This is a genomic window from Kitasatospora purpeofusca (assembly GCF_034043715.1).
In the GTDB taxonomy this organism is placed as follows: Bacteria; Actinomycetota; Actinomycetes; order Streptomycetales; family Streptomycetaceae; genus Kitasatospora; species Kitasatospora purpeofusca_A.
In genome coordinates, this window is record NZ_JAXCLC010000017.1 from 33146 (window position 1) to 56852 (window position 23707).

The following is a 23707-nucleotide window of genomic DNA, read 5'->3' on the forward strand; positions in this document are numbered from 1 at the left end:
CCTCTTCCTGCCTGGCCGCCCCGCGCGCCGCCCGTCCGGATGAACTCCCGGGCCGCACCGGCGGCACACGTCCGCACACGATCCGCCCCCGGCTACGGTCCGCCGCACAGCCGAACGAAAAGGGGCCCACCGTGACGACCGGAATCCGTGACTACGAGAGCGACGCGATCGTCCAGCTCATGAACATCGCCGAGGAGGACTGGACCGAACAGGAGCTCAAGGACGCCCTCCAGCGCGCCATCATGCTCGAACTCTCCACCGTCCCGCCCTACGCCACCGCCCTCTGGTCGATCACCGACCCGGACAACAGCAAGCCGGTCCGGCACACCATCCGCGAGATCGTCTTCGACGAGATGTCGCACTTCGGCCTCGTCTGCAACATGCTCACCAGCATCGGCGGCACCGTCGTCCTCACCGACCCCGCCACCGTCCCCAAGTACCCCGGTGAGCTGCCCGGCGGCGTGAACCCCGGGCTGGAGGTGTTCCTGAGCGGGCTGACCCGGGACTCCGCCGCGCTCTTCGCCGACATCGAGAAGCCCGAGCACCCGCTCGGCTTCGCGGCGGACGGCAACACCATCGGCGCCTTCTACCAGCGGATCGCCGACGTCTTCCCCAAGTTCGCCCACCTGCTCACCGGTCAGCGGCAGGTGAGCTTCCCGCTCGGCTCCAGCCACGGAGCCGGCAACAACATCGTCCCGATGAACACCGTCGACGACGTCCTGAACGCCATCCACATCATCCAGTCCCAGGGCGAGGGCACCGACGCCTCCCCGGAGAACCCCTTTCCCGGCGTCCCGGGCGAACTCGCCCACTACTACGCGTTCAAGGAGATCGCCGTCGGCAAGGAGTTCGTCCTCGACGAGCAGACGGGGAAGTTCGACTTCATCGGCCCCGACGTGCCGCTGCCGGACACCTCCCCGGTCGGCCGGGTCCCGCGGGGCGGCTGGGCCAACTCCCCCGGCAACGAGCCCGACGCCACCACCGCCGACCTCCTGCACACCTTCAACCAGCAGTACAGCGACATGCTGCGAGCCCTGGAGGACGCCTGGAGCCCCAGCGCGGCGGACATCTTCCCGGCCATCGGCCTGATGGGCGACCTGCGCCGCACCGCCCAGCAGATCAACGCCGTCAAGCTCCCCGCCGACCCCCGCTTCACCTACGGCCCGGAGTGGCTGTTCGTCCAGTAGCCCGCGAACACCGCGAAGGCCGGTGCGGGCACCCTGCCCGCACCGGCCTTCGCCGTTGTCCTGTCCGACTACACGTTCGGGACGGTCGCGTAGCGCGCCGTGCCCTCGCCCATCTGCTTCAACGCGTCCTTGCGGTCGCGCTTCGACAGCTTGTCGATGTAGAGGAAGCCGTACAGGTGGTCGGTCTCGTGCTGGAGGCAGCGGGCGAAGAAGCCGGTGCCCTCGACCCGGATCGGGTTGCCGTCCTTGTCCTGGCCGGTCACCGCGGCGTACTCGGGGCGCGGCAGCTCGGCGTAGGCGGTCGGCACCGACAGGCAGCCCTCGTTGCCGTCGTCCAGGACCCGCTGGCGGTCCTTCGGGAACTCCTCCAGCACCGGGTTGATCATGTGCCCGACGTGGCGCACGCCCTCGTCGTCCGGGCAGTCGTAGACGAAGACCTTCAAATCGACGCCGATCTGGTTGGCGGCCAGGCCCACGCCCTCCGCCGCGTACATCGACTGGAACATGTCGTCGATCAGTGCGGACAGCTCGCCGTCGAAGGCGGTCACGTCCTTCACCTCGCGGTGCAGCACGGGGTTGCCGAAAACCGTGATCGGACGCGCGGTGCCCTTGGTCAGGTCCGGCTCCGCTCCGACCACCTTCACCGGCGCCTCGGGCGCCGCCCCCTCCACGTCGTGTTCGTGCTCGTGGTCGTGCTGCTCGGCCATGTCTTCCGCTTCCATAGGTCTACGCGTACCTCACCAGGGTACTCAGCAGACCTCTTCGAGATCCCGGTACGCCCGGGTCCCGGGGGCGGCCGCGGCCCAGCGGTCCAGCAGGGTCCGCACCAGGTGCGCGGGCGCGGCGATCCCGCACTCGCGTTCGGCCAGCCAGGACATCCCGCCCGCGCCCGGACTCAGATGGCTGAGGTGTCCCGGGTGCGCGGCGTCCCCGTCGTCGTGCGGGTCGTGGTGCGCGGTGTGCCCGTCGTCCGTGGCCATCCGGCTCTCCGAACAGGCCCGGCACAGCAGCCGCACCGAGGACGTCCAGTCCTCGGCCGCGTAGCCGGCGTCCGCGACCAGCCGCTCCAGCGCGTTCCGGTCCGCCTCGGTCGCCGCCTGGAGCAGCACCACGTAGGTCGGCACCGGCGACGGTGCCCACAGCTCGATCTCGTCGAACACCGGGTACGCCACCCCGTCGGCGACCCGCTCCCCGTGCGGGGCGCCGTCGTGCAGCACGACCTCGCCCCAGCGTCTGCCGGAGGACGGCAGCGGGATCGACAGCACCTCGATCCTGGCCGGGTCCAGCCGCCGGCCCCACACCACCTCGGACTCGCCCTCCGGGGAGAGCCGCACCGGGGTGGTGCCCAGGTCCAGGCTGACCGGGCCGTCCCCGTGCGTACCCTGGCCGCCCGGCAGCCGCAGCCCGTACGCCTGCCAGGACCGGCGGGCCAGCGGCCAGTCCTGCAGCGCGGTCGCGGTGATGCCGAGGTTCCACCAGTCGGGGGCGCCCTGCTCGCGGTCCAGCAGCGCCACCGCGCGCAGGCCGGCCGCCCGGGCCTGCTCCCAGTCGCGGCGGAACTTGTGCAGCAGCGCCAGGTTGAACCACGAGTCCGACAGCCACGGTTCCAGGTCGGCCGCCATCACCAGCAGCGCGCCGGCGTCCTCGTAGCGTCCGTCGCCGATCAGCGTGAAGGCCCGATCGGTCGTCTGCCGCCAGGTGGCGGACGGCCGGTGCCGTGCCCGGTGGAAGATCCTCACGTTCGTCCCTGCCGTCGTCGTCCGCTCAAGTCCGGTGTCCGCTCCCGTGTCCGCTCCCGCGTCACGGGCCCGGCGCCCCGGGTCGGTGTTCCACGCTACGACCGCATCCAACCACGACGGCCGCCGCCCGCGCTCCCCACCGCCGAGGTTGCCCGTAACCGGCCCCCACCCCAGCCTGCCTGCCCCGCCCCGGCTCCTCAACCCCGGGCCGGAACGGGCCGGACCGGGCTCCGGCCCGCTCCGGGTCCGCCCCGCGCGCGCCGTGTCGCCGCCCGACGAGCGCCCGACGAGCGCTGCGGACGCCGCCGAGCGCCCCCGCGGTGCCCTCGGCCTTTCAGCCGCGGACCCGGACCAGCGCGTCCACCACCCGGGCGTCGTACAACCGGCCCCGCCCCAGCCGCAGCACCTCCAGCGCCTCCAACCGGCCCACCGCCTCCCCCAGCCCACGCCCCCGGGCCGCCGTCAGCAGGTCGTCGTGCGCGTTCGCCACCCGGATGATCCGCGCCGCCAGCGGCACCGCCCGCCCGCCGCCCTCCGGCCCGGGGTGCGGATCGGCCAGCCGGGCGACCTGCTCGGCCACCTGCCGGGGCACCCCGGTCCGCCGGATCACCTCACTGCCCAGCCGGGCGATCCGCTGCTGCTCCGCGTCCGGCAGCAGCGCCGTCGCCCCGCCCGGCACCGGCTCCACCAGCGACAGCTGCCCCACGTCGTGCATCAGCGCCGCGTACTCGAGCAGGGCCAGCTCCCGGGTGCCCAGGCCCAGCTCCCGGCCGACCGCGCAGGCCGTGTCGGCCACCCGGCGGGCGTGCCCCGGCGGCGTGTAGCCCGCCACCTCGGTGGCCTTGGCCAGACTGGCGATGGTCTGCCCGGTGGTGGCCCGCACCGCCGCCGCCCGGCGGAACGACACCTGCGCCAGCAGCAGCGGCGCGCAGAACAACGGCAGCGCCCACAGGCCCACCTCCCCGGCGGCCAGGCTGACCAGCATCCCGGTGGCCGCGATCGCCGAGCCGATCCCGAACAGCGAGCGCAGCTCGTCCTCCAGCCCGGCCGGGAACCGCAGCCCGCTGCGGGCCCGCCGCAGCACGGCCGCCAGTACCGCGTCGCACAGCGCGGCCAGTGCGGCCACGGCGGTCAGGAACGCCCCGTACGCCGGACCGTCGGCGGAGAACCGGTCCACCACCCCGCTGTTGTAGAGCGGCTGGAACACGGCGGCCGCGAACGCCGCCCCGAGCAGCCGCCGCGCCGCGCCGTCCCGGCGGGCCCGCTCCCGCCAGGGCGCCCGCACCCGCCGGCGGACCCCGTGCCTCGGCCCCAGCGCCGGCGCCAGCGCCCCCGGCAGCAGCGCCAGCAGCAGGCCCGCGCCGGTCACCGCCACCACCTGGAGCACTCCGTGCCCGGTCGGCAGCCCGCGCAGCGGACCGAGCAGCGCGTACGCCAGCGCCCCCGCCGCCCCGATCGGCGCCTGCTCGCGATCGCCCGGAAGGGTGATCCGGACGCACTCGCCGAGCGCGATCAGCGCCATGAACGCCAGCGCCACCCCGGGCGCGGACAGCCCCCGCACCGCGACCGCCCCGAGGGACGCCGCCAGCAGCGCGAGCGCCGCGCCGTGCACCGCGCACACCACCCCGGTGCACCCCTCGGAGTCCCCGCCGCGCCCGGCGCCCGCCGTCGGACCCGCGCCCCGCCGCGCGCTCACGACGGCCCGGCCGTCGGCACGGAGCCGCCGCCCTGGGCGGGCACCCCGCGCGGCGCGGCCCGGACCGGCTCGGGGACGCCCAGCGGGATGTCCGGCACCGCCCTGATCGTGTCGGGCGGCGGCAGCACCGGCTGCCAGTCGTGCACGGCCAGCGCGTCGACCAGCGCCCGCACCATCACCGGGTCGAACTGGCTGCCCGAGCAGCGCTCCAGCTCGGCCACCGCCTCGGTGACCGGCCGGCCGCGCCGGTAGGAGCGGGTCGAGGTCATCGAGTCGAAGGCGTCGGCGACCGAGATGATCCGGGCGAACTCGGGGATCTGCTCCCCCGCCAGCCCGCTCGGATAGCCGCGCCCGTCCATCCGCTCGTGGTGGTGCAGGATCCCCGCGTGCGCCTCGCCGAGGAAGGAGATCCCGCGCACCAGCTCGTAGCCGTGCACCGGGTGCACCTCGACCGCCCGCCGCTCGGCCTCGGTGAGGGGACCGTTTCTGCGCAGCAGTTCGGTGGCGACGCCGAGCTTGCCGACGTCGTGCAGGACGCCCGCGTACCGCAGCGTGCGCAGCCGCTCGGCCTCCATGCCGAGCTGGCCGGCGATCAGCACCGAGGCCCGGCCGACCCGTTCGCTGTGCCCCCGGGTGTAGGAGTCCTTGATCTCCACCGCCTGGACCAGCGCCTGGACGGTGGCCTGGTGGGCGTCGCGCTCCCGGTGCCCCTGGGCGAACACCCAGGCCGAGATGGACAGCGGGAGCAGGGCCAGCAGCGCCGCGAACGCGCCGTACGGCCCCTGCCACAGCACCGCCACCATCAGCCCGCCGGCCGCGTGCACCAGCACCGGCAGACCGGGGACGGCGGCCGCGCGACGGTGTGCGGAGGGGCGCCGGGGCCCCTCGGCCAGCAGCCGCATGGCGCCCACCAGCACCCCGTTGACCAGGCAGAACGCGGCGAGCGCGGCGCACCCGGGCAGCAGTGCGGCGGGGAACCGGGAACCGAGCAGCAGCTGCGGGCCGGCCAGCCGGTGGAACACCACCGAGGCCGTGAAGGCCGACAGCGCGAGCTGCGAGCCGTTCCACACCTGACGGCGCCGGCAGGTCGGGTCGGCGGCGCCGAGCAGCGCGGCCGGCGCCGCGACCAGCGCGGCGGCGGCCGGCGGCAGCATCAGCACCCCGGCGAAGAGCACCGGGAAGAAGGCGTTGACATCGGGCCTGGCCGGCGGGCGGCCGGGCGGCCCCGGGCGGCGCAGCAGCAGCCGGAACAGTCGCAGGCAGGGGCTGGGCAGCCCCTGGGCGAGCGACTCCCAGCAGCCGTGCAGGAAGGCCAGCAGCCCGACCTTCGGCCAGTCGACCGGGGCGCCGAGCCAGTGCGCCCCGGCCACCGGGGCGGGCAGCGGCAGTAGCGGCAGCAGACAGCAGAGCGCCGCCACCGGCACCGCCACGAGGTAGCCCGCGGCGCCCCGCGGCAGGTCCGGGTCCACGCTGTCGGTAGCGATCTCGACCTCCCCGCGTCCTGGCCCGCGCCGTCCTGGCCCGTCGGCCGGTCGCGCGCCGGAGGGGCGGCGGACGGGCGACGGTGAGCGTCCGTCAGGAGGATAGGGCGCCACCCCGGCACGGGGACGCATGATCGCGCAATGCCGCTGCTGGCACACCACCAACTCACTCGAACGAGTGACGGCGCATCCGGGTGGAAGGGAAGCGGACACGGAGCGGCCCCGGGAGCGGATGCTCCCGGGGCCGTCCGGTGTACGCCGTTCGTCGCGCGGCAGGCACGACAGCTGCGACAGGTGCGGCAGCTGTGCCTACCGCTGGGTGCGCCTACCGCTAGGTGCCGGCCGCCGCCTGTGCGGCGCGGTCGGGTTCGTCGGCCGGTTCGGCGCACACCTCGACCGTCGTCTCGACCGAGACCACCAGTGCCTCGCCCGTCCGCTGCCCGGCCCGGATCGAATCGATCCTGGCCAGCACCTTGCCGCGCAGATCGGCCGGGGTGTCGTCACAGCCGCAGGAACGCTTGATCAGCGCCTTGATCGCCTGCTCCAGCCCGTACTGCTTCAAGCAGGGCGAGCACTCCTCGAAGTGCACCCGCAGCTTGGCGCAGTCACCCTCGGCCATCTCGTTGTCGAGGAATTCGTAGAGGTGGTCGAGGACCTCGCCACACTCGGTGTCGTGCGGATCGCCGCAACTCATGAACCCGAGCCCTTCGCTTCCTGCCCTGCCCCGCTACCGGCCGGGACCAGCCCGCGCTCACGGGCGTAGTCCTCCAGCATGCCGCGCAACTGGCGGCGGCCGCGGTGCAGTCGGGACATCACCGTACCGATGGGAGTACCCATGATGTCCGCGATCTCCTTGTACGCAAAGCCCTCGACGTCCGCGAGATAGACGGCGATGCGGAACTCCTCCGGAATGGCCTGGAGGGCGTCCTTCACATCACTGTCCGGAAGGTGGTCCAGGGCCTGGGTCTCCGCCGAGCGCAGACCGGTCGACATGTGCGACTCGGCCCGGGCCAGCTGCCAGTCCTCGATCTCCTCGGCGGCGGTGCGCTGGGGCTCACGCTGCTTCTTGCGGTACGAGTTGATGAACGTGTTGGTGAGGATGCGGTACAGCCAGGCCTTGAGGTTGGTGCCCTCGCGGAACTGGTGGAAGGACGCGTACGCCTTCGCGAACGCCTCCTGGAGGAGGTCCTCCGCATCGGCCGGGTTGCGGGTCATCCGCAGCGCCGCCGAGTACATCGGGTCCAGGAAGCCCAGGGCGTCGCGCTCGAAGCGCTCCCGCCTGGTCTCCTCGGTCTCCTCGGCCGACACCCGGAAGGTGTCCTCACCGATCGCCTCGGCCAGCTCCTCACCGGTGAGCGCCTCGCCCGCGGGCAGACTCTCCTCCGGGCCCCGGCCCGGCTCGGCCTCGTGCTCGGTCCCGACGACCGGACCCACCTCCTCGGCATGACGGACACGGCCCACGGCGGGCCGCCCCGGAAGCGAGGATATCGGGCCGACGGGCTTCTCGCCCGCGGCGATCCAGTCCGACCACGAGGGGGCGAACGCCGACTCGGCCTCGCGCTCCTCGAGCCGCTCGGGGCACGCGATCGAACCCATCTGCCCTGCCTTCCACCGGGAGTCATGCTGACAAGGGCGTCAACCACGCCGGTCCCGCCCGCATTCCCGGCCCCCACGGGCGGATCCGGGCCACCTCCGTGCGGGCCGCCGCACGCCGCACGCCGCACGCCACGCGCACCGCCCGTCCGCACCGCCCGTCCGCACCGCCCGTCCGCACCGACCCGCCGGGTCCGCCTCACACCAGCCGCAGCACCCAGTCCCCCACCGCGGCGACGATCAGCTCCAGCAGTTCCTCCTGCCCCACCGGCGCCCGCCTGGGCACCTCGAAGCCGTGGTTCCCGTACTCCAGCGCCACCAGCTCGTGCGAGGCGGGCAGCTCGGGGAACTCGGCCGGACCGCCGAACGGGTCCGCCGCCCCCTGCACCACCAGCGTCGGCAGCCCCGTGCCGGACAGCTCCTCCGCCCGGCTGCGCTCCGGCTTCCCCGGCGGGTGCAGCGGGAACGCCAGTGCCACCACCCCCGCCGCCCCGGTCGCCGCCCCGGTCCGGCAGGCCACCCGCGCGCCCGCGCTGCGGCCGCCCACCACCAGCGGCGGACCGGCCGCCGCCAGCCGCTCGGCCACCGGCGTCCACCCGGTGTCCAGGGTGCGCGGCGCGGGCGCCACCTTCTTCCCCGCCACCCGCCACGGCTGCTCCACCAGCGCCACCGACACCCCGCGGGCCGGCAGCCCGGCGGCCAGCGCCGCCAGATCCCGCGCCTCGACCCCGCCGCCGGCGCCGTGGCCCAGCGCCAGCACCGCCCGCGGCACGACCGCCGGGTGCAGGGTGATCCGGGCGTCCCCGGCGGGCGTGGGCACGAGCTCCCGGCTCACGGGGGCGGTGTCGGCGGTCACGGCGACTGCGGTCCTCTCGGGTCGGCGGCGCGCACCGGATGCGCGCGGGGTCGGAACAGCTCAGGGGTCAGCGCGGGAGTCAGAACGCGGGAGTCAGAACAGCGCGGTCTCGTACTCGACCTCCACCCAGGGCTCGGTCAGCCCCGCGTGGTTGTTGCGGACGCTGCCGACGTCCGGCGACACCGGCGTCACCCGCAGCGCGCCAGGCGGCGGGGGTACCAGCAGCCGCCGCGCCTCCTCCGGCTCGTCCAGCCCCGGGTCCAGCCAGGCGTCGAACGACCCCCGGTCCAGGAACAGCGGCATCCGCTCGTGGATCGGCGCCAGCAAATCCTCCGCCTCCGTCGTCACCACGGTGAACGTCACCAGCCAGCCCTCCGGGTGGTCCGAGGGCACCGTCCGGTTGCGCCAGAACTCGTACAGCCCCGCCAGCGCCAGCGGCGCGCCGTCCGCCCGGGACACGAAGAACGGCTTCTTCCTCGGCCGGCCCCGCTCCGCCGGCACCGTCTGCCACTCGTAATAACCGTCCACCGGCAGGATGCACCGGCGGGCCGCGAACGCCTGCCGGTAGGAGGGCTTCTCGTGCACCGTGTCCGCCCGCGCGTTGATCATCTTCACCGCCGCCTCCGGCGACTTCGCCCACTGCGGCACCAGCCCCCAGCGCAGCGCCCGCAGCTGCCGCACCGGCCGCGCCGCCCCCTTCGGCAGCCGCTCCAGCACCACCAGGGCGCTCTGGGTGGGGGCGACGTTCCAGCTCGGGTCCAGCGTCTCGGCCGGATCCCACTGCTGCACGCCGAACAGCTCGACGATGTCCTCGGGCCTGCTACTCGCGGCGAAGCGACCACACATGCCGTCAGCTTGCCACGGCCCCGTCCGCCCCCGAGAACCACCCGCCCCGGGACCGCCGTCCCCTCCATGACAGGCTGCCGTACCGCAGCAGCGGCCGAACCGAGGCGGAGGAGACCCATGGACGCCAGGACCCTCGACGAGCTGTGGACCGCCGTCACCGGCACCCAGCCCGACCCGCCCGGCTGGCTCGTCCTCGCCGCCGGTGCCGCCGCACTGCTCACCGTGCTCGCCCGCCCGCTGTGGCGGATCGCCCGCAACGCCGTCACCATCGCCCACGAGGGCGGCCACGGCCTCGCCGCCCTCGCCACCAACCGCAAGCTGGCCGGCATCCGGCTGCACTCCGACACCTCCGGCCTCACCCTGTCCTGGGGCCGCCCCACCGGCCCCGGCATGGTCCTGACCGCCGCGGCCGGCTACCTCACCCCCGCCCTGCTCGGCCTCGGCTGCGCCGCCCTGCTCGCCGCCGACCGGATCACCCTGCTGCTGTGGCTGGCCATCGCCCTGCTGCTGGCCCTGCTGGTACGGATCCGCAACGCCTTCGGCTTCCTCAGCGTGCTGCTCACCGGCGGCGCGTTCTTCCTGGTCACCTGGTTCGGCTCGGCCGAGGTCCAGGCCGGCTTCGCCTACCTCGGCACCTGGTTCCTGCTGTTCGGCGCCGTCCGCCCGGTCCTGGAACTCCAGCGGCAGCGCCGGCACGGCCAGGCCGACGACTCCGACGCCGACCAGCTCGCCCGGCTCACCGGCGTCCCCGGCCTCGCCTGGGTCACGCTCTTCCTCGTCACCGCCCTCGCCGCCCTCGCCCTCGGCGCCGACTGGCTGCTGCGCCCGCTCTGAGCCCCGGGCCCGACCCCCGGGCCCGACCCCCGCGCGCCGACCCGTACCGCCCCGCGCCGCCCGCGCCGGGCCATCCCGGGCCACCCCGGTCCGCCCGTCGGAGGCGAACGGGCGAGCCCCACCACGGCCCCTAGACTGGCGGCATGACCGAGACCCTGTGGCCCGCCCCCGTCGCGACCGACCCCGTGGACGCCACCGTCACCATCCCCGGCTCCAAGTCGGTCACCAACCGGGCCCTGGTGCTGGCGGCGCTCGCGGACGGACCGGGCTGGGTGCGCCGCCCGCTGCGCAGCCGCGACTCCCAGCTGATGGCCGACGGCCTGCGCGCCCTCGGCGTCACCATCGAGGAGCAGGTCAACAACGACACCGGCGGCACCGGCGGCGGCGAGGCCTGGCGGGTCATCCCCGCGCCCGCGCTGCGCGGCCCCGCCTCGGTCGACGTCGGCAACGCCGGCACGGTCATGCGCTTCCTGCCCCCGCTCGCCGTCCTCGCCGACGGCCCGGTCCACTTCGACGGCGACCCGCGCAGCCACGAGCGCCCCCAGCACGGCGTGATCGACGCCCTGCGCGCGCTCGGCGCCCGGATCGACGACGGCGGCCGCGGCACCTTCCCGCTCACCGTGCACGGCACCGGCGCCCTCGACGGCGGCACCGTCCAGCTCGACGCCTCCGCCTCCTCCCAGTTCGTCTCCGCCCTGCTGCTCTCCGGCGCCCGCTACAACAACGGGGTCGAGGTCCGGCACGTCGGCGGCCCCGTCCCCTCGCTGCCGCACATCCGGATGACGGTCGACATGCTGCGCCTGGCCGGCGCCCAGGTCGACGCCCCCGAGGACGGCGGTGAGAAGGACGTCTGGCGGGTCACCCCCGGCGCCCTGCTCGGCCGCGACCTGGTGGTCGAGCCCGACCTCTCCAACGCCGCGCCGTTCTTCGCCGCCGCCCTGGTCACCGGCGGCCGGGTCACCGTCCGCGACTGGCCCCGGCACACCACCCAGCCCGGCGACCAGCTGCGCGAGCTGTACACCAGGATGGGCGGCAGCTGCGAGTTCACCGACGAGGGCCTGCGCTTCACCGGCGGCGACCGGATCCACGGCATCGAGGCCGACCTGCACGACGTCGGAGAGCTCACCCCGGTGATCGCCGCCGTCGCCGCCCTCGCCGACTCCGAGTCCCACCTCTACGGCATCGCCCACCTGCGGCTGCACGAGACCGACCGGCTCGCGGCGCTCGCCAAGGAGATCAACGGCCTCGGCGGCGACGTCAGCGAGACCGAGGACGGCCTGCGGATCCGCCCGCGCAAGCTGACCGGCGGCGTCTTCCACACCTACGAGGACCACCGGCTGGCGACCGCCGCCGCCGTGGTCGGCCTCGCCGTGCCCGGTGTCCAGGTCGAGAACGTGGCCACCACCGCCAAGACCCTGCCGGACTTCACCGCCATGTGGGAAGAACTGCTCACCCGGCCGGTGGCGGGCGGCTGAGCGGGGACTGGGCACATGCGCCGCTACGGCAAGGACGCCGACGAGGACGACATCCGCAACCGCCCCGCCCGCCGGGGCTCCCGGCCGCGGACCCGGATCCGGCCCAAGCACGACGACGCCGACGAGGCGATGGTCCTCACCGTCGACCGGGGCCGGGTGACCTGCCTGGTCGACCCGGGCACCAAGCAGGAGCGCCAGGTACTCGCCATGAAGGCCCGTGAGCTGGGCCGCAAGGGCGTGGTCGTCGGCGACATCGTCTTCCTGGTCGGCGACCTCACCGGGGACGCCGACACGCTGGCCCGGATCGTCCGGGTCGAGGAGCGCACCTCGGTGCTCCGTCGCACGGCGGACGACGACGACCCGTACGAGCGGATCGTCGTCGCCAACGCCGACCAGCTCGCCATCGTCACCGCGCTGGCCGACCCGGAGCCCCGCCCCCGGCTGATCGACCGCTGCCTGGTCGCCGCCTACGACGCCGGCATGGAACCGCTGCTCGTCCTGACGAAGGCCGACCTGGCCCCGGCCGAACCGCTGCTGGAGTCCTACGCCCCGCTCGGCATCGAGTACGTGGTCACCCGCAGGGACGAGCTGGAGGGCGCCGGCGCCGAGGCCGTCCGGGAGCACCTGCGCGGGCTGAGCACGGTGTTCATCGGCCACTCCGGCGTCGGCAAGACCACCCTGGTCAACGCGCTCGTCCCGGAACGGCAGCGGGTCACCGGCCACGTCAACGCCGTCACCGGCCGGGGCCGGCACACCACGGTGTCGGCGCTCGCACTGCGGCTGCCGCCGCCGCCCGGCGCCAAGCCCGGTTCGAAGAAGGCGCTGGACACCGGCTGGGTGATCGACACCCCCGGCTTCCGGTCCTTCGGGCTCTCCCACATCGACCCGTCCCGGGTCATCCTGGCCTTCCCCGACCTGGAGCCCGGCACCGCCGAATGCCCGCGCGCGTGCAGCCACGACGAGCCGGACTGCGCGCTGGACGCCTGGGTCGCCGACGGCCACGCCGACCAGGCCCGGCTGTACTCGCTGCGCCGGCTGCTCGCCAGCAAGGAGGCCCGGGAGGACGACTGACGGCCGGTACGGCGGCCCGGTTCCGGTGTTCGAGGTGTCGGAGCGCCCACTCGTGGTGATCATAGGAATGTCGGGCCGGATCACGGTCCACCCGGCACCCGGTCCCGCCGACCGGTCCCGCCCGGTCCAGACTCGTCCCGACCGGTCTCCGATCGACCCCCCGATCGACCCCCGACCGACAGGGAGAGCACGCGATGGCATGGGCCCTGGTGATCCTGGCCGGACTGCTGGAGACCGGCTTCGCGATCAACCTCAAGCTCAGTGAGGGCTTCACCAAGCTCTGGCCCACCGTCAGCTTCTGCGTCTTCGCCCTGGGCAGCTTCGGCCTGCTGACCCTCTCGCTGAAGACGCTCCCGGTGGGCCCCGCCTACGCGGTGTGGACGGGGATCGGGGCCGCCGGAACCGCGATCTACGGCATGCTCTTCCTGGAGGAGACCTCCTCGGTACTCAAGCTGGTCTCGATCTCCCTGGTCATCGCCGGGGTGATCGGTCTCCAGCTCAGCGGCTCCGCCCACTGACGGACACCCGTCCCCACCGACGGACACCCGCCGGGGGGCCGGAACCCGGGTCCGGGGACGGGTCCGCGCTAGGGTTTCCGGCATGGCCGACTACCACGACGATCTCCGACTCGCCCATGTCCTCGCCGACTCGGCCGACTCGGTCACCCTGGAGCGTTTCCGCGCACTCGACCTGCGGGTCGAGACCAAGCCCGACCTGACGCCCGTCAGCGACGCCGACAAGGCCGCCGAGGAGCTGGTGCGCAGCATCCTGCAGCGGGCCCGCCCGCGCGACGCGGTGCTCGGCGAGGAGTTCGGCCTCCAGGGCTCGGGGCCGCGCCGGTGGGTGATCGACCCGATCGACGGCACCAAGAACTACATCCGCGGCGTCCCGGTCTGGGCCACCCTGATCGCGCTGCTGGAGGACGGCCCGGACGGCGTGGAGCGCCCCGTCGTCGGCATCGTCTCCGCCCCCGCGCTGCACCGCCGCTGGTGGGCGGCCAAGGGCCTCGGCGCGTACACGGGCCGCAGCCTCGCCAAGGCCTCCCGGATCCACGTGTCCGGCGTCTCCCGGATCGAGGACGCCTCGTTCTCCTACTCCTCGCTGTCCGGCTGGGAGGAGCGCGGCCGGCTGGAGCCGTTCCTGGACCTCACCCGGGCCTGCTGGCGCACCCGCGCCTACGGGGACTTCTGGTCCTACATGATGGTCGCCGAGGGCGCGGTGGACATCGCCGCCGAGCCGGAGCTGTCGCTGTGGGACATGGCGGCGAACAGCGTCATCGTCGAGGAGGCCGGCGGCCGCTTCACCGGCCTGGACGGCATCCCGGGCCCGGGCGGCGCCGACGCCGTCGCCTCCAACGGCCTGCTCCACCAGGAGGCCCTGGACCGGCTGAGCGTCTGACCCCCCTGCCCGGCCCGTACGGCGCGGGCCCCGGATGCCGGTTCTCCTCGGCATCCGGGGCCCGCCGCTCGGCGGAGCCCCTCACCGGGCCCCGCCGCGCGGTGCGTCAGCGCTGCTTGCGCAGCTCCCGCACCGCGGCCTCCAGCCGCCGGCCGTAGTCGGCGTCGGCCTTGCGGAAGTTCTCGACCGCCCGCTCGACGATGTCGTCGCGGTCGGCCGAGACCTTGGCTATGAAGCCGGCCAGGTTGGCGACCAGCCGCTGCTTCTCCTCCTCGGAGAACAGCCGGTAGAGGTTGCCCGCCTGCACGAAGTCGTCGTCCTCGGTGTGCAGGGGCGCCTCGTGGGTGCCGGTGGCCCCGGTGAGCGGGGTCGACGCCCACAGCGGGCGGCCGGTCTGCACCGGGCCGCCGAAGCTGTTCGGCTCGTAGTTCTTGCGGCGGCCGTGGCGGCCGTCGTAGAGGTGGCCGTCCCGGCTGTTGTTGAGCGCCTCGGTGGCGTGCGGGCGGTTCACCGGCAGGTGGTCGGCGTTGATGCCGACGCGGTAGCGGTGGGCGTCCGCGTAGGCGAACAGGCGGCCCTGCAGCATCTTGTCCGGGGACGGGCCGATGCCGGGCACGAAGTGCGCCGGGGAGAAGATCGACTGCTCGACCTCGGCGAAGACGTTGTCGGGGTTGCGGTTGAGCTCCAGCTTGCCGATCTCGATCGGCGGGTAGTCCTCGTGCGGCCAGACCTTGGTCAGGTCGAACGGGTTGAAGCGGTAGTTCGCCGCGTCCTCGGCCGGCATGACCTGGACCTGCACCGTCCAGGTCGGGAACTCGCCGCGCTCGATGGCCTCGCGCAGGTCGCGCTGGTGGCTGTCCGGGTCCTCGCCGGCGAGCCGGTTGGCCTCGTCCTGGGTGAGGTTCTTGATGCCCTGGTCCGTCTTGAAGTGGTACTTCACCCAGAAGTACTCGCCGGCCTCGTTCTGCCACTGGTAGGTGTGCGAGCCGTAGCCGTTCAGGTGGCGGTAGGACGCGGGGATGCCGCGGTCGCCGAACAGCCAGGTCACCTGGTGGGTGGACTCGGGCGACAGGCCCCAGAAGTCCCAGACGTTGTCCGCCTCCTGCGAGCCGGTGTACGGGTCCCGCTTCTGGGTGTGGATGAAGTCGGGGAACTTGGTGGCGTCCTTGATGAAGAACACCGGGGTGTTGTTGCCGACGAGGTCGTAGTTCCCCTCCTCGGTGTAGAACTTCAGCGCGAAGCCGCGCGGGTCGCGCACCGCGTCCGCCGAGCCGAGGTTGCCCGCCACGGTGGAGAACCGCAGGAAGGTCTCGGTCTGCTTGCCGACCTCGGAGAGGAAGGCCGCCCTGGTCCAGCGCGAGACGTCGGCCGTCAGCGTGAAGGTGCCGTAGGCGGCCGCGCCGCGGGCGTGCACCACTCGCTCCGGGATGCGCTCGCGGTTGAAGTGCGCGAGCTTCTCGAACAGCTGCTGGTCCTGGATCAGCGCCGGGCCGCCGACACCGGCGGTCTCGGTGTTCTGGTTGTCGGCGACGGGGGCACCCGCCTCCGTCGTGAGGGTGGGGCGCAGCTCGTCCTGGGTAGTCATGTGAGGGGCCTCCGCGTGATCCGGTCGTGACGAACCGATCCTAACTTGGACTTTGTCCAAGTCAATACTGGAACCAGACTCGGAGTCTCACTTACCCTTGCTCCATGAGTGACCTGCTGGAACGACTTCGCGGACGTGGATGGCGGCTGACCGCGCAGCGCCGCGTCGTGGCCGAGGTCCTCGACGGCGAGCATGTCCACCTGACCGCCGACGAGGTGCACGCCCGCGCGGCGGAACGGCTTCCCGAGATCAGCCGCGCCACCGTCTACAACACGCTCGGCGAACTCGTCTGCATCGGCGAGGTGCTGGAGGTCGCCACCGACGGCCGCGCCAAGCGCTACGACCCCAACGCCCACCACGCCCACCAGCACCTGATCTGCTCCGGCTGCGGCGCCATCCGCGACGTCCAGCCGCTGGGGGACCCACTGGCCGCGCTGCCCGAGGCCGAACGGTTCGGCTTCACCGTCTCCGGGGCCGAGATCACCTACCGCGGCCTGTGTCCGCAGTGTACGAACAGACCCTGAGCGGAACCGCCCCTCCCAGTACCGTCCCCGCCCCCGCCCGGCCCGGGACCGCTAGGCGCTGAGTTCCGCGTGCAGCGCGCCCAGCAGCCGGCCCGCCCGCTCCGCGACCTCCGCCGGGCCGTAGTCCGCGGCCCGCCGGCACCAGCCCTCCGCCTGCACCGGCTCCCCCCGGCGCAGCGCCAGCAGGGCCAGCCGCAGCGCCGCCCGCCCGTGCCCGGCGTCCGCCGCCCGGGTGTACCAGAGCATCGCCTCGGCCTCGCTGTCCTGCCGCGCGAGCAGCAGCCCCAGGTTGAACGCCGCGCTGCGGCTGCCCGCCTCCGCCGCCCGCCGGTACCAGCTCTCCGCGATCTCCAGCGCCCCCCGCTCGGCCGCCCGCACCCCCATCCGGACCTGCGCCCGCCGGTGCCCCGCGGCCGCCGCCGACGCGTACCAGTGCTCGGCCTCCGCGTCCGCGTCCCCGCGCCGGTCCAGCACCGAGGCCAGCCGGAACGCGCCCTCCGCCGAACCGCCCGCCGCCGCCTGCCGGTAGCGCTCCAGCGCGCCCGCCGCGTTGCCCCGCTGCTCCTGCGCGACCGCCAGTTGCAGCGCCGCCTCGCCGTGCCCCGCCGCGGCGGCCCGCGCGTACCACTCCTGCGCCTGCCGCTGCTCGCCGCGCCCGGCGTGCAGCACGCCCAGGTTGAACGCGCCGTCCACGCTGCCGGCCTCGGCCGCCCGGGAGAACCACGGCTCGGCGCCCGACTCGTCACCGCGCTGCAGCAGCACCACGGCCAGCGCGTTGCAGGCTTCCCGGTGCCCGGCGTACGCGGCCCGGCGGTACCACTGCTCGGCCTGCTGGTCGCGGCCCGCCCCGGCGCACAGCAGTCCGAGGTTGAACGCGCCGTTGTGGTCGCCGGCCTCCAGCGCGCTGCGGTACCAGCGCTCCGCCTCGGCCGCCGCGCCGCGCGAGGCGTGCAGCGCGCCCAGGGCGTTCGCGGCGTTGCCGTCGCCCGCCTCGGCGGCCTCCTGCCACCACTCGGCCGCCGCGCCGAGGTCCCCGGAGTCGCGCAGCAGGTAGCCCAGCGCGCACGCGGCCCGCGGCTCGCCGTTCTGCGCCGACTGCCGGTACCAGCGGGCGGCCTCGTCCAGCAGCGGCGACTCCCCGCCGGACCGGTCCTCCAGCAGTACGCCCAGCCGCAGCGCGGCCCGGGCGTGGCTGCGGGCGGCGGCGATCCGGTACCAGGCCTCGGCGGTCTCCTTGTCCCCCGCCGCCTCGCGCATCCGGGCCAGCCGGTAGGCGCCCTCCCGGTGCCCGGCGTCCGCGGACACCTTGAACCAGCGCTCGGCGCGGACGTCCCGGCGGTGCTCCATGAGGTCGCCCAGCGCGTAGGCGCCCAGCGGGTGGCCGTGGTCGGCGGCGAAGTGCAGCCAGTACTCGGCCGCCTCCTCCTCGCCCTGGTCGCGCAGCTGCAGGCCGAGCGCGTGCGCGGCTGGCGCGCTGCCGGCCACCGCCGCCTGGCGCCACCACTGGGCGGCCTCGGCCCGGTGGCCCCGCTGGTGCAGCAGCACGCCCAGGTTGTTGGCGGCCGAGCGCAGGCCCGCCGCGGCGGCGGCCCGCAGATAGGGTTCGGCGTCCGCCAGGTCGCCGCGGCGCAGCAGCAGGGTGCCGAGCCGGGCGGCCGCGTCCGGGTCGCCGTCGTCGGCGGCGCGCCGGTGCCGGGCCTCCAGGGCGGCCTGCTCGCGGGCGGCGAGCGCGGTCTCGAAGCTGGCCGAGTCGAAGCCGGGGTCGCCCTCCACGTCCGGCCCGGGCCGGCCCTCGGGCGCGCCGTGGGCGCCCAGCGCGGCGGCGAGGCCGCCGGCCGGGACGTGCACCAGGGAGTCCGGGCCGTAGCCGCCCGCGGGCCGGCGCTCGGCCAGCCCGCTGGTGCGCTGCGCGGGCAGGGCGCCGGGCCGCCGTTCGGGGCTCTCCGCCCAGGTCTCGGTGTCCGCCTCGGTGGTCGCCGCCGGCCCTGCTCCCGTCCCGTTCCTGCCGATCAGCCTCATGCCGACTCCCGCTCCCCCAGAGTGTCGCGGCGTCGTCCTCCGGCCCTGGGCCGGGGGCGCTCCACGGGGGCCGCATCGACCCGACGGCCGGTCAGCGACCGTGCGGCGTCCCCCATGTGTCCCATCGTCGCATCACCCGCAACCCGCGTACACCTGCCTCGGCCGATTTCGGCGAGGCGGACCTGAGCCGACGAGATTGCTTCGGCGCTTTGTCGATTTCCCGACACTCGCCCCTCACAAACCCCGTTGCCGTCGTCCTTGGCGACGCTCGATGGTACCGGAGCGTTCCCGGCCGGCCCGGAGGACGAACGACGAAGGCCCGGAGGACGAGTCCTCCGGGCCTTCGTTGCTACTGAGTAGCGGGGACAGGATTTGAACCTGCGACCTCTGGGTTATGAGCCCAGCGAGCTACCGAGCTGCTCCACCCCGCGTCGGTAAATGAACCATAGCACGGGCGCGGGGTGGAGCCGAAATCGGTTACCTCGGGATCAGCACAGCTCAGGGGCCGCCGGTCGGTCCGGCCGACGGGCCCGCGGTCGCCGACGGGCCGCCGGACGGCGTCGCCGCCGGGGCGCCCGCCTTCTGCTGGGCCGCCGCCAGCTCCTTGGCGGCCTCGCTCTGGGCCTTCTGAGCCTGGCCCAGGGCCACCCAGTCACCGGCCTTGGCCGCGGCGTCCGCGTCGGTCTGCGCCTTCAGCACGTCCCCGATCGCCTTCTGCAGCTCGGGCGTGAGGATGCCGCCCGGCGTCGGCGTGGTCGGGGTGGTGGGTGCCGTCGGCGTGGTGCCCGGCACCGTGGGCGTGACCGGCGCACCGGCCACCGCGCCGCCCAGCACCTTGGCCAGCGCCTTCTCCAGGTTGTCCTCCACCGCGACGACGGCGTTCTCGTTCCCGTACGTCGCCAGCACCTTCTTGAGCACCGGCACCTTGGCGCTGCGGCCGATCAGATAGACCGGCTCGACGTTCAGCAGACCGCCGCCGACCGGCAGGGTCAGCAGGTTGCCGTACTCGATGTCGGAGTCCGTACCGGTCTTCAACAGGGTCAGCTGGTTGGCGACCAGGGGGTCCGAGTTGAACTTCGCCTGCACCTGCTTGGGGCCGAGCGCCCCCGAGCCGGTGGGGATCTTGGCGATCCGGATCTTCCCGTAGTCGGGGCCCGGGTCCGCGCTCACCGACATGAAGGCGGCGAGGTTGTCCCGGCCCTGCGGCGAGAAGGTGGTGGTCAGCGAGAACGACGCCGCCTGCGCGTCCGGCATCCGGACGGTCAGGTAGTACGGCGGCTGGACCTCGTTGGAGTTCGTGGTCGGGTCGGTCGGCACCTGCCAGATGTCGGTGCCGTTGAAGAAGCCGCCCGCGTCGGTCATGTGGTACTCGGCCAGCAGGTCGCGCTGCACCTTGAACATGTCCTGCGGGTAGCGCAGGTGCGGCGCCAGGGCCTTCGGGATGTCGGCCTTCGCCTTCACCGTGCCCGGGAACGCCTTCATCCAGGTCTTGAGCACCGGGTCGGCCTCGTCCCACTGGTAGAGCGTCACCTCGCCGGTGTACGCGTCCACGGTGGCCTTGACCGAGTTGCGGATGTAGTTGACCTGGTTGGCGGCGGTCAGCAGCTCACCGCGCTGGTTGGTCAGCGAGTCCTTGGTGACGTCGCCCAGCGTCGTCTTCGAGGAGAACGGGTAGCCGTCCGAGGTCGTGTAGCCGTCCAGCACCCACACCACGCGGCCGTCCTCGACCACCGGGTAGGGGTCGGCGTCGATCGACAGCCACGGGGCGACCTTCTCGACCCGCTCCTTGGGGGTGCGGTCGTAGATGACCTTCGCGCCGTCCCGGATCGCGCTGGAGTAGAGGATCTGCGGCTCGGCGAACTTCACCGCGTACGCGGCCCGGGTCAGCGGGTTGCCGAGGTCCACACCGCCCTCGCCGTCGTAGGAGAAGTGCACCGGGGTGCCGTTCTCCGCGGTGTAGTCGATGTCCTGGTAGCCGCCGCCGACGATCGAGTACGTCGTCGTCTTCTCGCCGTAGTAGATCCGCTGCTGGTAGTCGCCGAAGGAGCCCTTCGTCGGCAGCGCCGACTCGGTGTAGACCGGGTTGCCGTTGCCGTCCACCTGGTTGCCCTTGGCCGCGATCACGCCGTAGCCGTGGGTGTAGTTGAAGTGGTCGTTGATCCAGTTCCGCTGGATGCCGTTCAGGTCCAGCTCACGCACACCGAGCACGGTGTCCTGGTCGCCGTAGCGGTCCACGTCCAGCGACTTCGGGAACGCGTAGTACTTGCGCAGCGCCTCGTTCTGCTGGAACGTCGGGCCCACCACGTTGGGGTCCAGCAGCCGGATGTCCGAGATGGTCTGGGCGTCCGGCTTCAACGCGTCCGCGTTGGTCGCGTTCCCCGGCTCGTACTGCATGACCTGGCTGTCCGCGATCCCGTACGCCTGCCTGGTGGCATCGATGTTCTTCTGGATGTACGGCGTCTCCTTGGCCTGCTCGTTCGGCTTGACCTGGAACTGCTGCACGATCGCCGGGTACACCCCGCCGATCAGCACCGCCGACAGCACCATCAGGCCCAGGCCGATCAGGGCCGGCGCCCAGGTGCGGCGCACCGGGGTCAGGAAGAACAGCACCGCGCAGATCACCGCGACGAAGAACAGGATCGTCTTCGCCGGCAGGAACGCGTTCGCGTCCACGTAGCGCAGGCCCGTCCAGCCGGTGACGCCCTTGTACGAGCCGGTCTTCACCGCCAGCGCGTACCGGTCCAGCCAGTACGCCACCGCCTTCAGCAGCACGAACACGCCCAGCAGCACCGCCAGGTGCCCCTGCGCGCCCGTGCTCGCCCGCCGGCCGGGACCCTGCAGCCGCAGCCCCCCGTACAGGTAGTGCACCAGCGCCGAGGTCAGCAGCGAGACGATCACCGCGCTGAACGCGAAGCCCAGCACGAACTCGTAGAACGGGAGGTCGAAGGCGTAGAACGAGACGTCCTTGCCGAACTGCGCGTCCTTCTCGCCGAAGGAGGTCCCGTTCGTCCACAGCAGCCAGGTCCGCCACTGGCCCGAGGCCGCGGCACCCGCCACCAGCCCGATCACCAGCGACACCCCGAGCAGCGCCCAGCGCTTGAACGGCGCCAGCCCCGAGCGGTACCGGTCCAGGCTCTGCTGCTCGACCGACATCGCCGACAGCGGCGGCCGCAGCCGGTGCGCCAGCCACACGTTGAAGCCGACGATCACGGCCATCAGCAGGCCGAAGACCGCGAACAGGCCGATCTTCGTCCACAGCTGGGTGGTGAACACCGAGGAGTAGTGGACCGACCTGAACCAGAGCCAGTCTGTCCAGAAACCCGCGAACATGACGAACAGCAGGAAGAGCACCGCGAGTACGCCCAGGGTCAGCAGGAGCACCCGCGCCCGCCGGGAGGGCGGGCCTACCCTGCGCCGGAACCCCGGCCCTGAACGTTCCGGCATCTGGAACACCACGGTGGCACCTCAGTTGTGTCGTCTGGAGTCGGTCGGTCTTCAGTGCAACTTAACCAGTCTTCGGTCGAGTTCCCACCGTTAGCAGACGGTTACGACAGCCCCGCCCGGCGCGGGCCCTCCCCCGGCGCTCCGCCCCCGGCCCGGCGCCGCGCCCGCGCGCACCCTCCGGCGTGTGAGGATTGAGGCATGTCCGATGGATCCAACCTCCCCGACGACGTCTCCACCCTCCCGGCCGGCAACCCGCTGACCCGGGCCGCGCTGGAGATCGACGAGTACGCCGCCACCCTCGGCTGGGACCTCCCGGCCCGCCTCTTCGCCCTGGTCGACAGCGCCGCGCTGCGCAAGGCCGACCCCCGCATCGCCGAGCAGCTCGGCCTCGCCGACAGCGACCAGCCCGGCCTCACCCCGGTCGAGCAGGACGAGCTGCCCGCCGGCATGGAGCTGGACAAGTTCCTCGGCACCATCGCCTGGCCCGCCGCGGTGGTCGGCTGCGCGCTGGTCGTCGAGCGCCTGATGCTGCCGCCGGGCGCCGAGCAGTCCCGCCCGCGCAACGCGAACGACGCCCAGCTCGCCGAGTGGGTGGCCAACCACCCCAAGCGCGAGGAGGTGCGGATCACCGCGGCGGTGCTTCGCGGCGGTAAGCGGGAGGTCGCGCTGCGGCTCCGCTCCAAGGACGTCGCGCGCGAGGTGCTCACCGGCCCCGACCTGGTGCCGGGCCTCACCGAGGCGCTGCTGGCGACCTTCTCCTGACGGACTTCCCGGCCGGGGCTCCGTCCGGGAGCCCCGGGGCCCGGGCGCCGGGCCCGACGGGCGCGGGAGCCGGTTCCTACGCGGTGCTGCCGGTTCCTACGCGGGTGCCGGTTCCTAGGAGGCGCAGGACGGCAGCGCCGAGGTCTGCCCGGAGCGGACCTGCTCCAGCGCCTTCAGCGCGCCGTCCAGCGTCTCCGCCTTGACCAGCCGCAGCCCGGACGGGGTGTTCTTGGCGGCCTCCGCGCAGTTCGCCGCAGGGGTGAGGAAGAACTCGGCGCCGGCCTCCCGGGCGGCGATCAGCTTCATCGAGATGCCGCCGATCGGCCCGACCCGGCCCGCGTCGTCGATGGTGCCCGTGCCGGCCACGAACCGTCCGGCGGTCAGGTCGCCGGGGGTCAGCTTGTCGATGATGCCGAGCGAGAACATCAGGCCCGCGCTGGGGCCGCCGACGTCCTGGAGCCCGATGTCGATCCGGAACGGGTAGGTGTGCCTGAGGCCCGGACGGATGCCGACCATCGCGGTGCCGGTGTCCGGGGCCTTCACGGTCGGCACGCTGATGTCGGTGCGGGTCCCGGGATCGACCGAGCCCTCCTTGACCCGGGGCGCCACGGTGAAGACCGCCGGCTCGCCGGGCTGGTGCTTGGTGACCGCCTTGGCGACCGCGTCCGCGTCGGCCACCGGGGTGCCGTCGACCGCGACGATCTGGTCACCGGCGTGCAGCCGGCCCTCCGCCGGGGCGCCGGCGGTGACGGCCTGGACGATCAGCTCGCTGCCCATCGGGATGCCGAGCTGGCTCAGTGCGGCGGTGCGGGCGTGGTCCTCGGAGAGCGCGAACTCCTCGGCGTTCTGCCGCTTGGCGTCGGCGTCGGACTGGCCCTTGGGGTAGACGTTGTCGTGCGGCACCACCAGCACGTCGTCGCGCAGCCAGCCGACCACCGCGTTGACCAGGCTCGGCTCGTACTTGGCGCCGGTGACCTGGACGGTGGTCATGTTGAGGTGGCCGCTCGCCGGGTACGACTCGTGGCCGGTGATGGTGATCACCGGCGTGCCCGTCTTCTCCTGCACCCCGAGCGTGTTGTACGTCGGGCCCGGGCTCATCTCGGTGTACGGCACCTTCATCAGCACCGAGGCACAGAGCAGCGCTATGAGCAGCAGGGTGGCGGCGAGCATCGTCGCAGAGCGGCGTGGCATGCCTCG

Annotated in this window: 20 protein-coding genes and 1 tRNA gene; 8 read left to right on the forward strand and 13 right to left on the reverse strand. The window is 73.6% G+C overall.

What is annotated here, in order from left to right; genetic code table 11:
- Positions 1-131 precede the first annotated feature (131 nt).
- The gene (locus tag SM793_RS11755; protein WP_320438054.1) at positions 132-1187 is read left to right on the forward strand and encodes a ferritin-like protein; all 1056 of its coding nucleotides are present in this window, start codon (positions 132-134) and stop codon (positions 1185-1187) included.
- Between the two features lie 68 nt (positions 1188-1255).
- On the opposite strand, the gene def is transcribed toward SM793_RS11755, so the two are convergent.
- From def to SM793_RS11795, 8 genes are all read right to left on the reverse strand, one after another.
- Positions 1256-1894: a peptide deformylase gene (gene def / locus SM793_RS11760; RefSeq protein WP_320438055.1), complete on the reverse strand. Its 639-nt coding sequence runs from the start codon at positions 1892-1894 to the stop codon at positions 1256-1258.
- A 42-nt stretch (positions 1895-1936) separates the two neighbouring features.
- Complete coding sequence (locus SM793_RS11765) at positions 1937-2926, reverse strand: hypothetical protein (RefSeq protein ID WP_320438056.1); 990 nt, start codon at positions 2924-2926, stop codon at positions 1937-1939.
- Between the two features lie 334 nt (positions 2927-3260).
- Complete coding sequence (locus tag SM793_RS11770) at positions 3261-4538, reverse strand: HD-GYP domain-containing protein (protein ID WP_320438115.1); 1278 nt, start codon at positions 4536-4538, stop codon at positions 3261-3263.
- A gap of 80 nt (positions 4539-4618) precedes the next feature.
- Entirely contained in the window at positions 4619-6091 is a 1473-nt protein-coding gene (locus SM793_RS11775) for an HD-GYP domain-containing protein (RefSeq protein ID WP_320438057.1), read from the reverse strand.
- A 343-nt stretch (positions 6092-6434) separates the two neighbouring features.
- Positions 6435-6797, reverse strand: coding sequence for a mycothiol system anti-sigma-R factor (gene rsrA, locus SM793_RS11780; protein WP_320438058.1), 363 nt, complete (start codon positions 6795-6797; stop codon positions 6435-6437).
- Positions 6794-7537 carry a sigma-70 family RNA polymerase sigma factor gene (locus tag SM793_RS11785; RefSeq protein ID WP_413815938.1) on the reverse strand — a complete coding sequence of 248 codons (744 nt, stop codon included), beginning with the start codon at positions 7535-7537 and terminating at the stop codon, positions 6794-6796. The genes rsrA and SM793_RS11785 overlap by 4 nt, the downstream gene beginning before the upstream one ends.
- A 358-nt stretch (positions 7538-7895) precedes the next feature.
- The gene (locus SM793_RS11790) at positions 7896-8552 is read right to left on the reverse strand and encodes an alpha/beta family hydrolase (RefSeq protein ID WP_320438059.1); all 657 of its coding nucleotides are present in this window, start codon (positions 8550-8552) and stop codon (positions 7896-7898) included.
- Between the two features lie 93 nt (positions 8553-8645).
- A complete protein-coding gene (locus SM793_RS11795) occupies positions 8646-9398 on the reverse strand; it encodes an SOS response-associated peptidase (protein ID WP_320438060.1) in 753 nt (250 codons plus the stop codon).
- 117 nt (positions 9399-9515) lie between these two features.
- Between SM793_RS11795 and SM793_RS11800 the strand changes: the two genes are divergently transcribed.
- The 5 genes from SM793_RS11800 to hisN all read left to right on the forward strand — a co-directional run bounded on the left by SM793_RS11800 (position 9516) and on the right by hisN (position 14176).
- On the forward strand, positions 9516-10232 hold the full coding sequence (locus SM793_RS11800) for a M50 family metallopeptidase (RefSeq protein WP_320438061.1): 717 nt from the start codon (positions 9516-9518) through the stop codon (positions 10230-10232).
- Positions 10233-10375: 143 nt separating this feature from the next.
- Positions 10376-11707 carry a 3-phosphoshikimate 1-carboxyvinyltransferase gene (gene aroA / locus SM793_RS11805; protein WP_320438062.1) on the forward strand — a complete coding sequence of 444 codons (1332 nt, stop codon included), beginning with the start codon at positions 10376-10378 and terminating at the stop codon, positions 11705-11707.
- Between the two features lie 15 nt (positions 11708-11722).
- Positions 11723-12778, forward strand: coding sequence for a ribosome small subunit-dependent GTPase A (gene rsgA, locus SM793_RS11810; RefSeq protein WP_320438063.1), 1056 nt, complete (start codon positions 11723-11725; stop codon positions 12776-12778).
- 194 nt (positions 12779-12972) lie between these two features.
- On the forward strand, positions 12973-13296 hold the full coding sequence (locus SM793_RS11815; protein ID WP_320438064.1) for a multidrug efflux SMR transporter: 324 nt from the start codon (positions 12973-12975) through the stop codon (positions 13294-13296).
- A gap of 82 nt (positions 13297-13378) precedes the next feature.
- Positions 13379-14176, forward strand: a complete 798-nt coding sequence (gene hisN, locus SM793_RS11820; RefSeq protein WP_320438065.1) for a histidinol-phosphatase — start codon at positions 13379-13381, stop codon at positions 14174-14176.
- A gap of 106 nt (positions 14177-14282) precedes the next feature.
- Here the strand turns inward: hisN and SM793_RS11825 are convergent, their stop codons facing one another.
- Complete coding sequence (locus tag SM793_RS11825) at positions 14283-15761, reverse strand: catalase (protein ID WP_320438066.1); 1479 nt, start codon at positions 15759-15761, stop codon at positions 14283-14285.
- A 104-nt stretch (positions 15762-15865) separates the two neighbouring features.
- Here SM793_RS11825 and SM793_RS11830 point away from each other — a divergent pair, with 104 nt between their 5' ends.
- A complete protein-coding gene (locus SM793_RS11830) occupies positions 15866-16285 on the forward strand; it encodes a Fur family transcriptional regulator (protein ID WP_320438067.1) in 420 nt (139 codons plus the stop codon).
- Between the two features lie 51 nt (positions 16286-16336).
- Here SM793_RS11830 and SM793_RS11835 read toward each other — a convergent pair whose 3' ends face one another.
- The 3 genes from SM793_RS11835 to SM793_RS11845 all read right to left on the reverse strand — a co-directional run bounded on the left by SM793_RS11835 (position 16337) and on the right by SM793_RS11845 (position 21748).
- Positions 16337-18304, reverse strand: coding sequence for a sel1 repeat family protein (locus tag SM793_RS11835; RefSeq protein ID WP_320438068.1), 1968 nt, complete (start codon positions 18302-18304; stop codon positions 16337-16339).
- Between the two features lie 357 nt (positions 18305-18661).
- Positions 18662-18735 (reverse strand) — tRNA-Met (locus SM793_RS11840).
- A gap of 67 nt (positions 18736-18802) precedes the next feature.
- Positions 18803-21748, reverse strand: coding sequence for a UPF0182 family protein (locus SM793_RS11845; protein ID WP_320438069.1), 2946 nt, complete (start codon positions 21746-21748; stop codon positions 18803-18805).
- Positions 21749-21946: 198 nt separating this feature from the next.
- On the opposite strand from SM793_RS11845, the gene SM793_RS11850 reads away from it, so the two are divergent.
- A complete protein-coding gene (locus tag SM793_RS11850; RefSeq protein ID WP_320438070.1) occupies positions 21947-22510 on the forward strand; it encodes a PPA1309 family protein in 564 nt (187 codons plus the stop codon).
- A gap of 114 nt (positions 22511-22624) precedes the next feature.
- Here the strand turns inward: SM793_RS11850 and SM793_RS11855 are convergent, their stop codons facing one another.
- Positions 22625-23701, reverse strand: coding sequence for a PDZ domain-containing protein (locus SM793_RS11855; RefSeq protein ID WP_320438071.1), 1077 nt, complete (start codon positions 23699-23701; stop codon positions 22625-22627).
- Between the last annotated feature and the right edge of the window lie 6 nt (positions 23702-23707).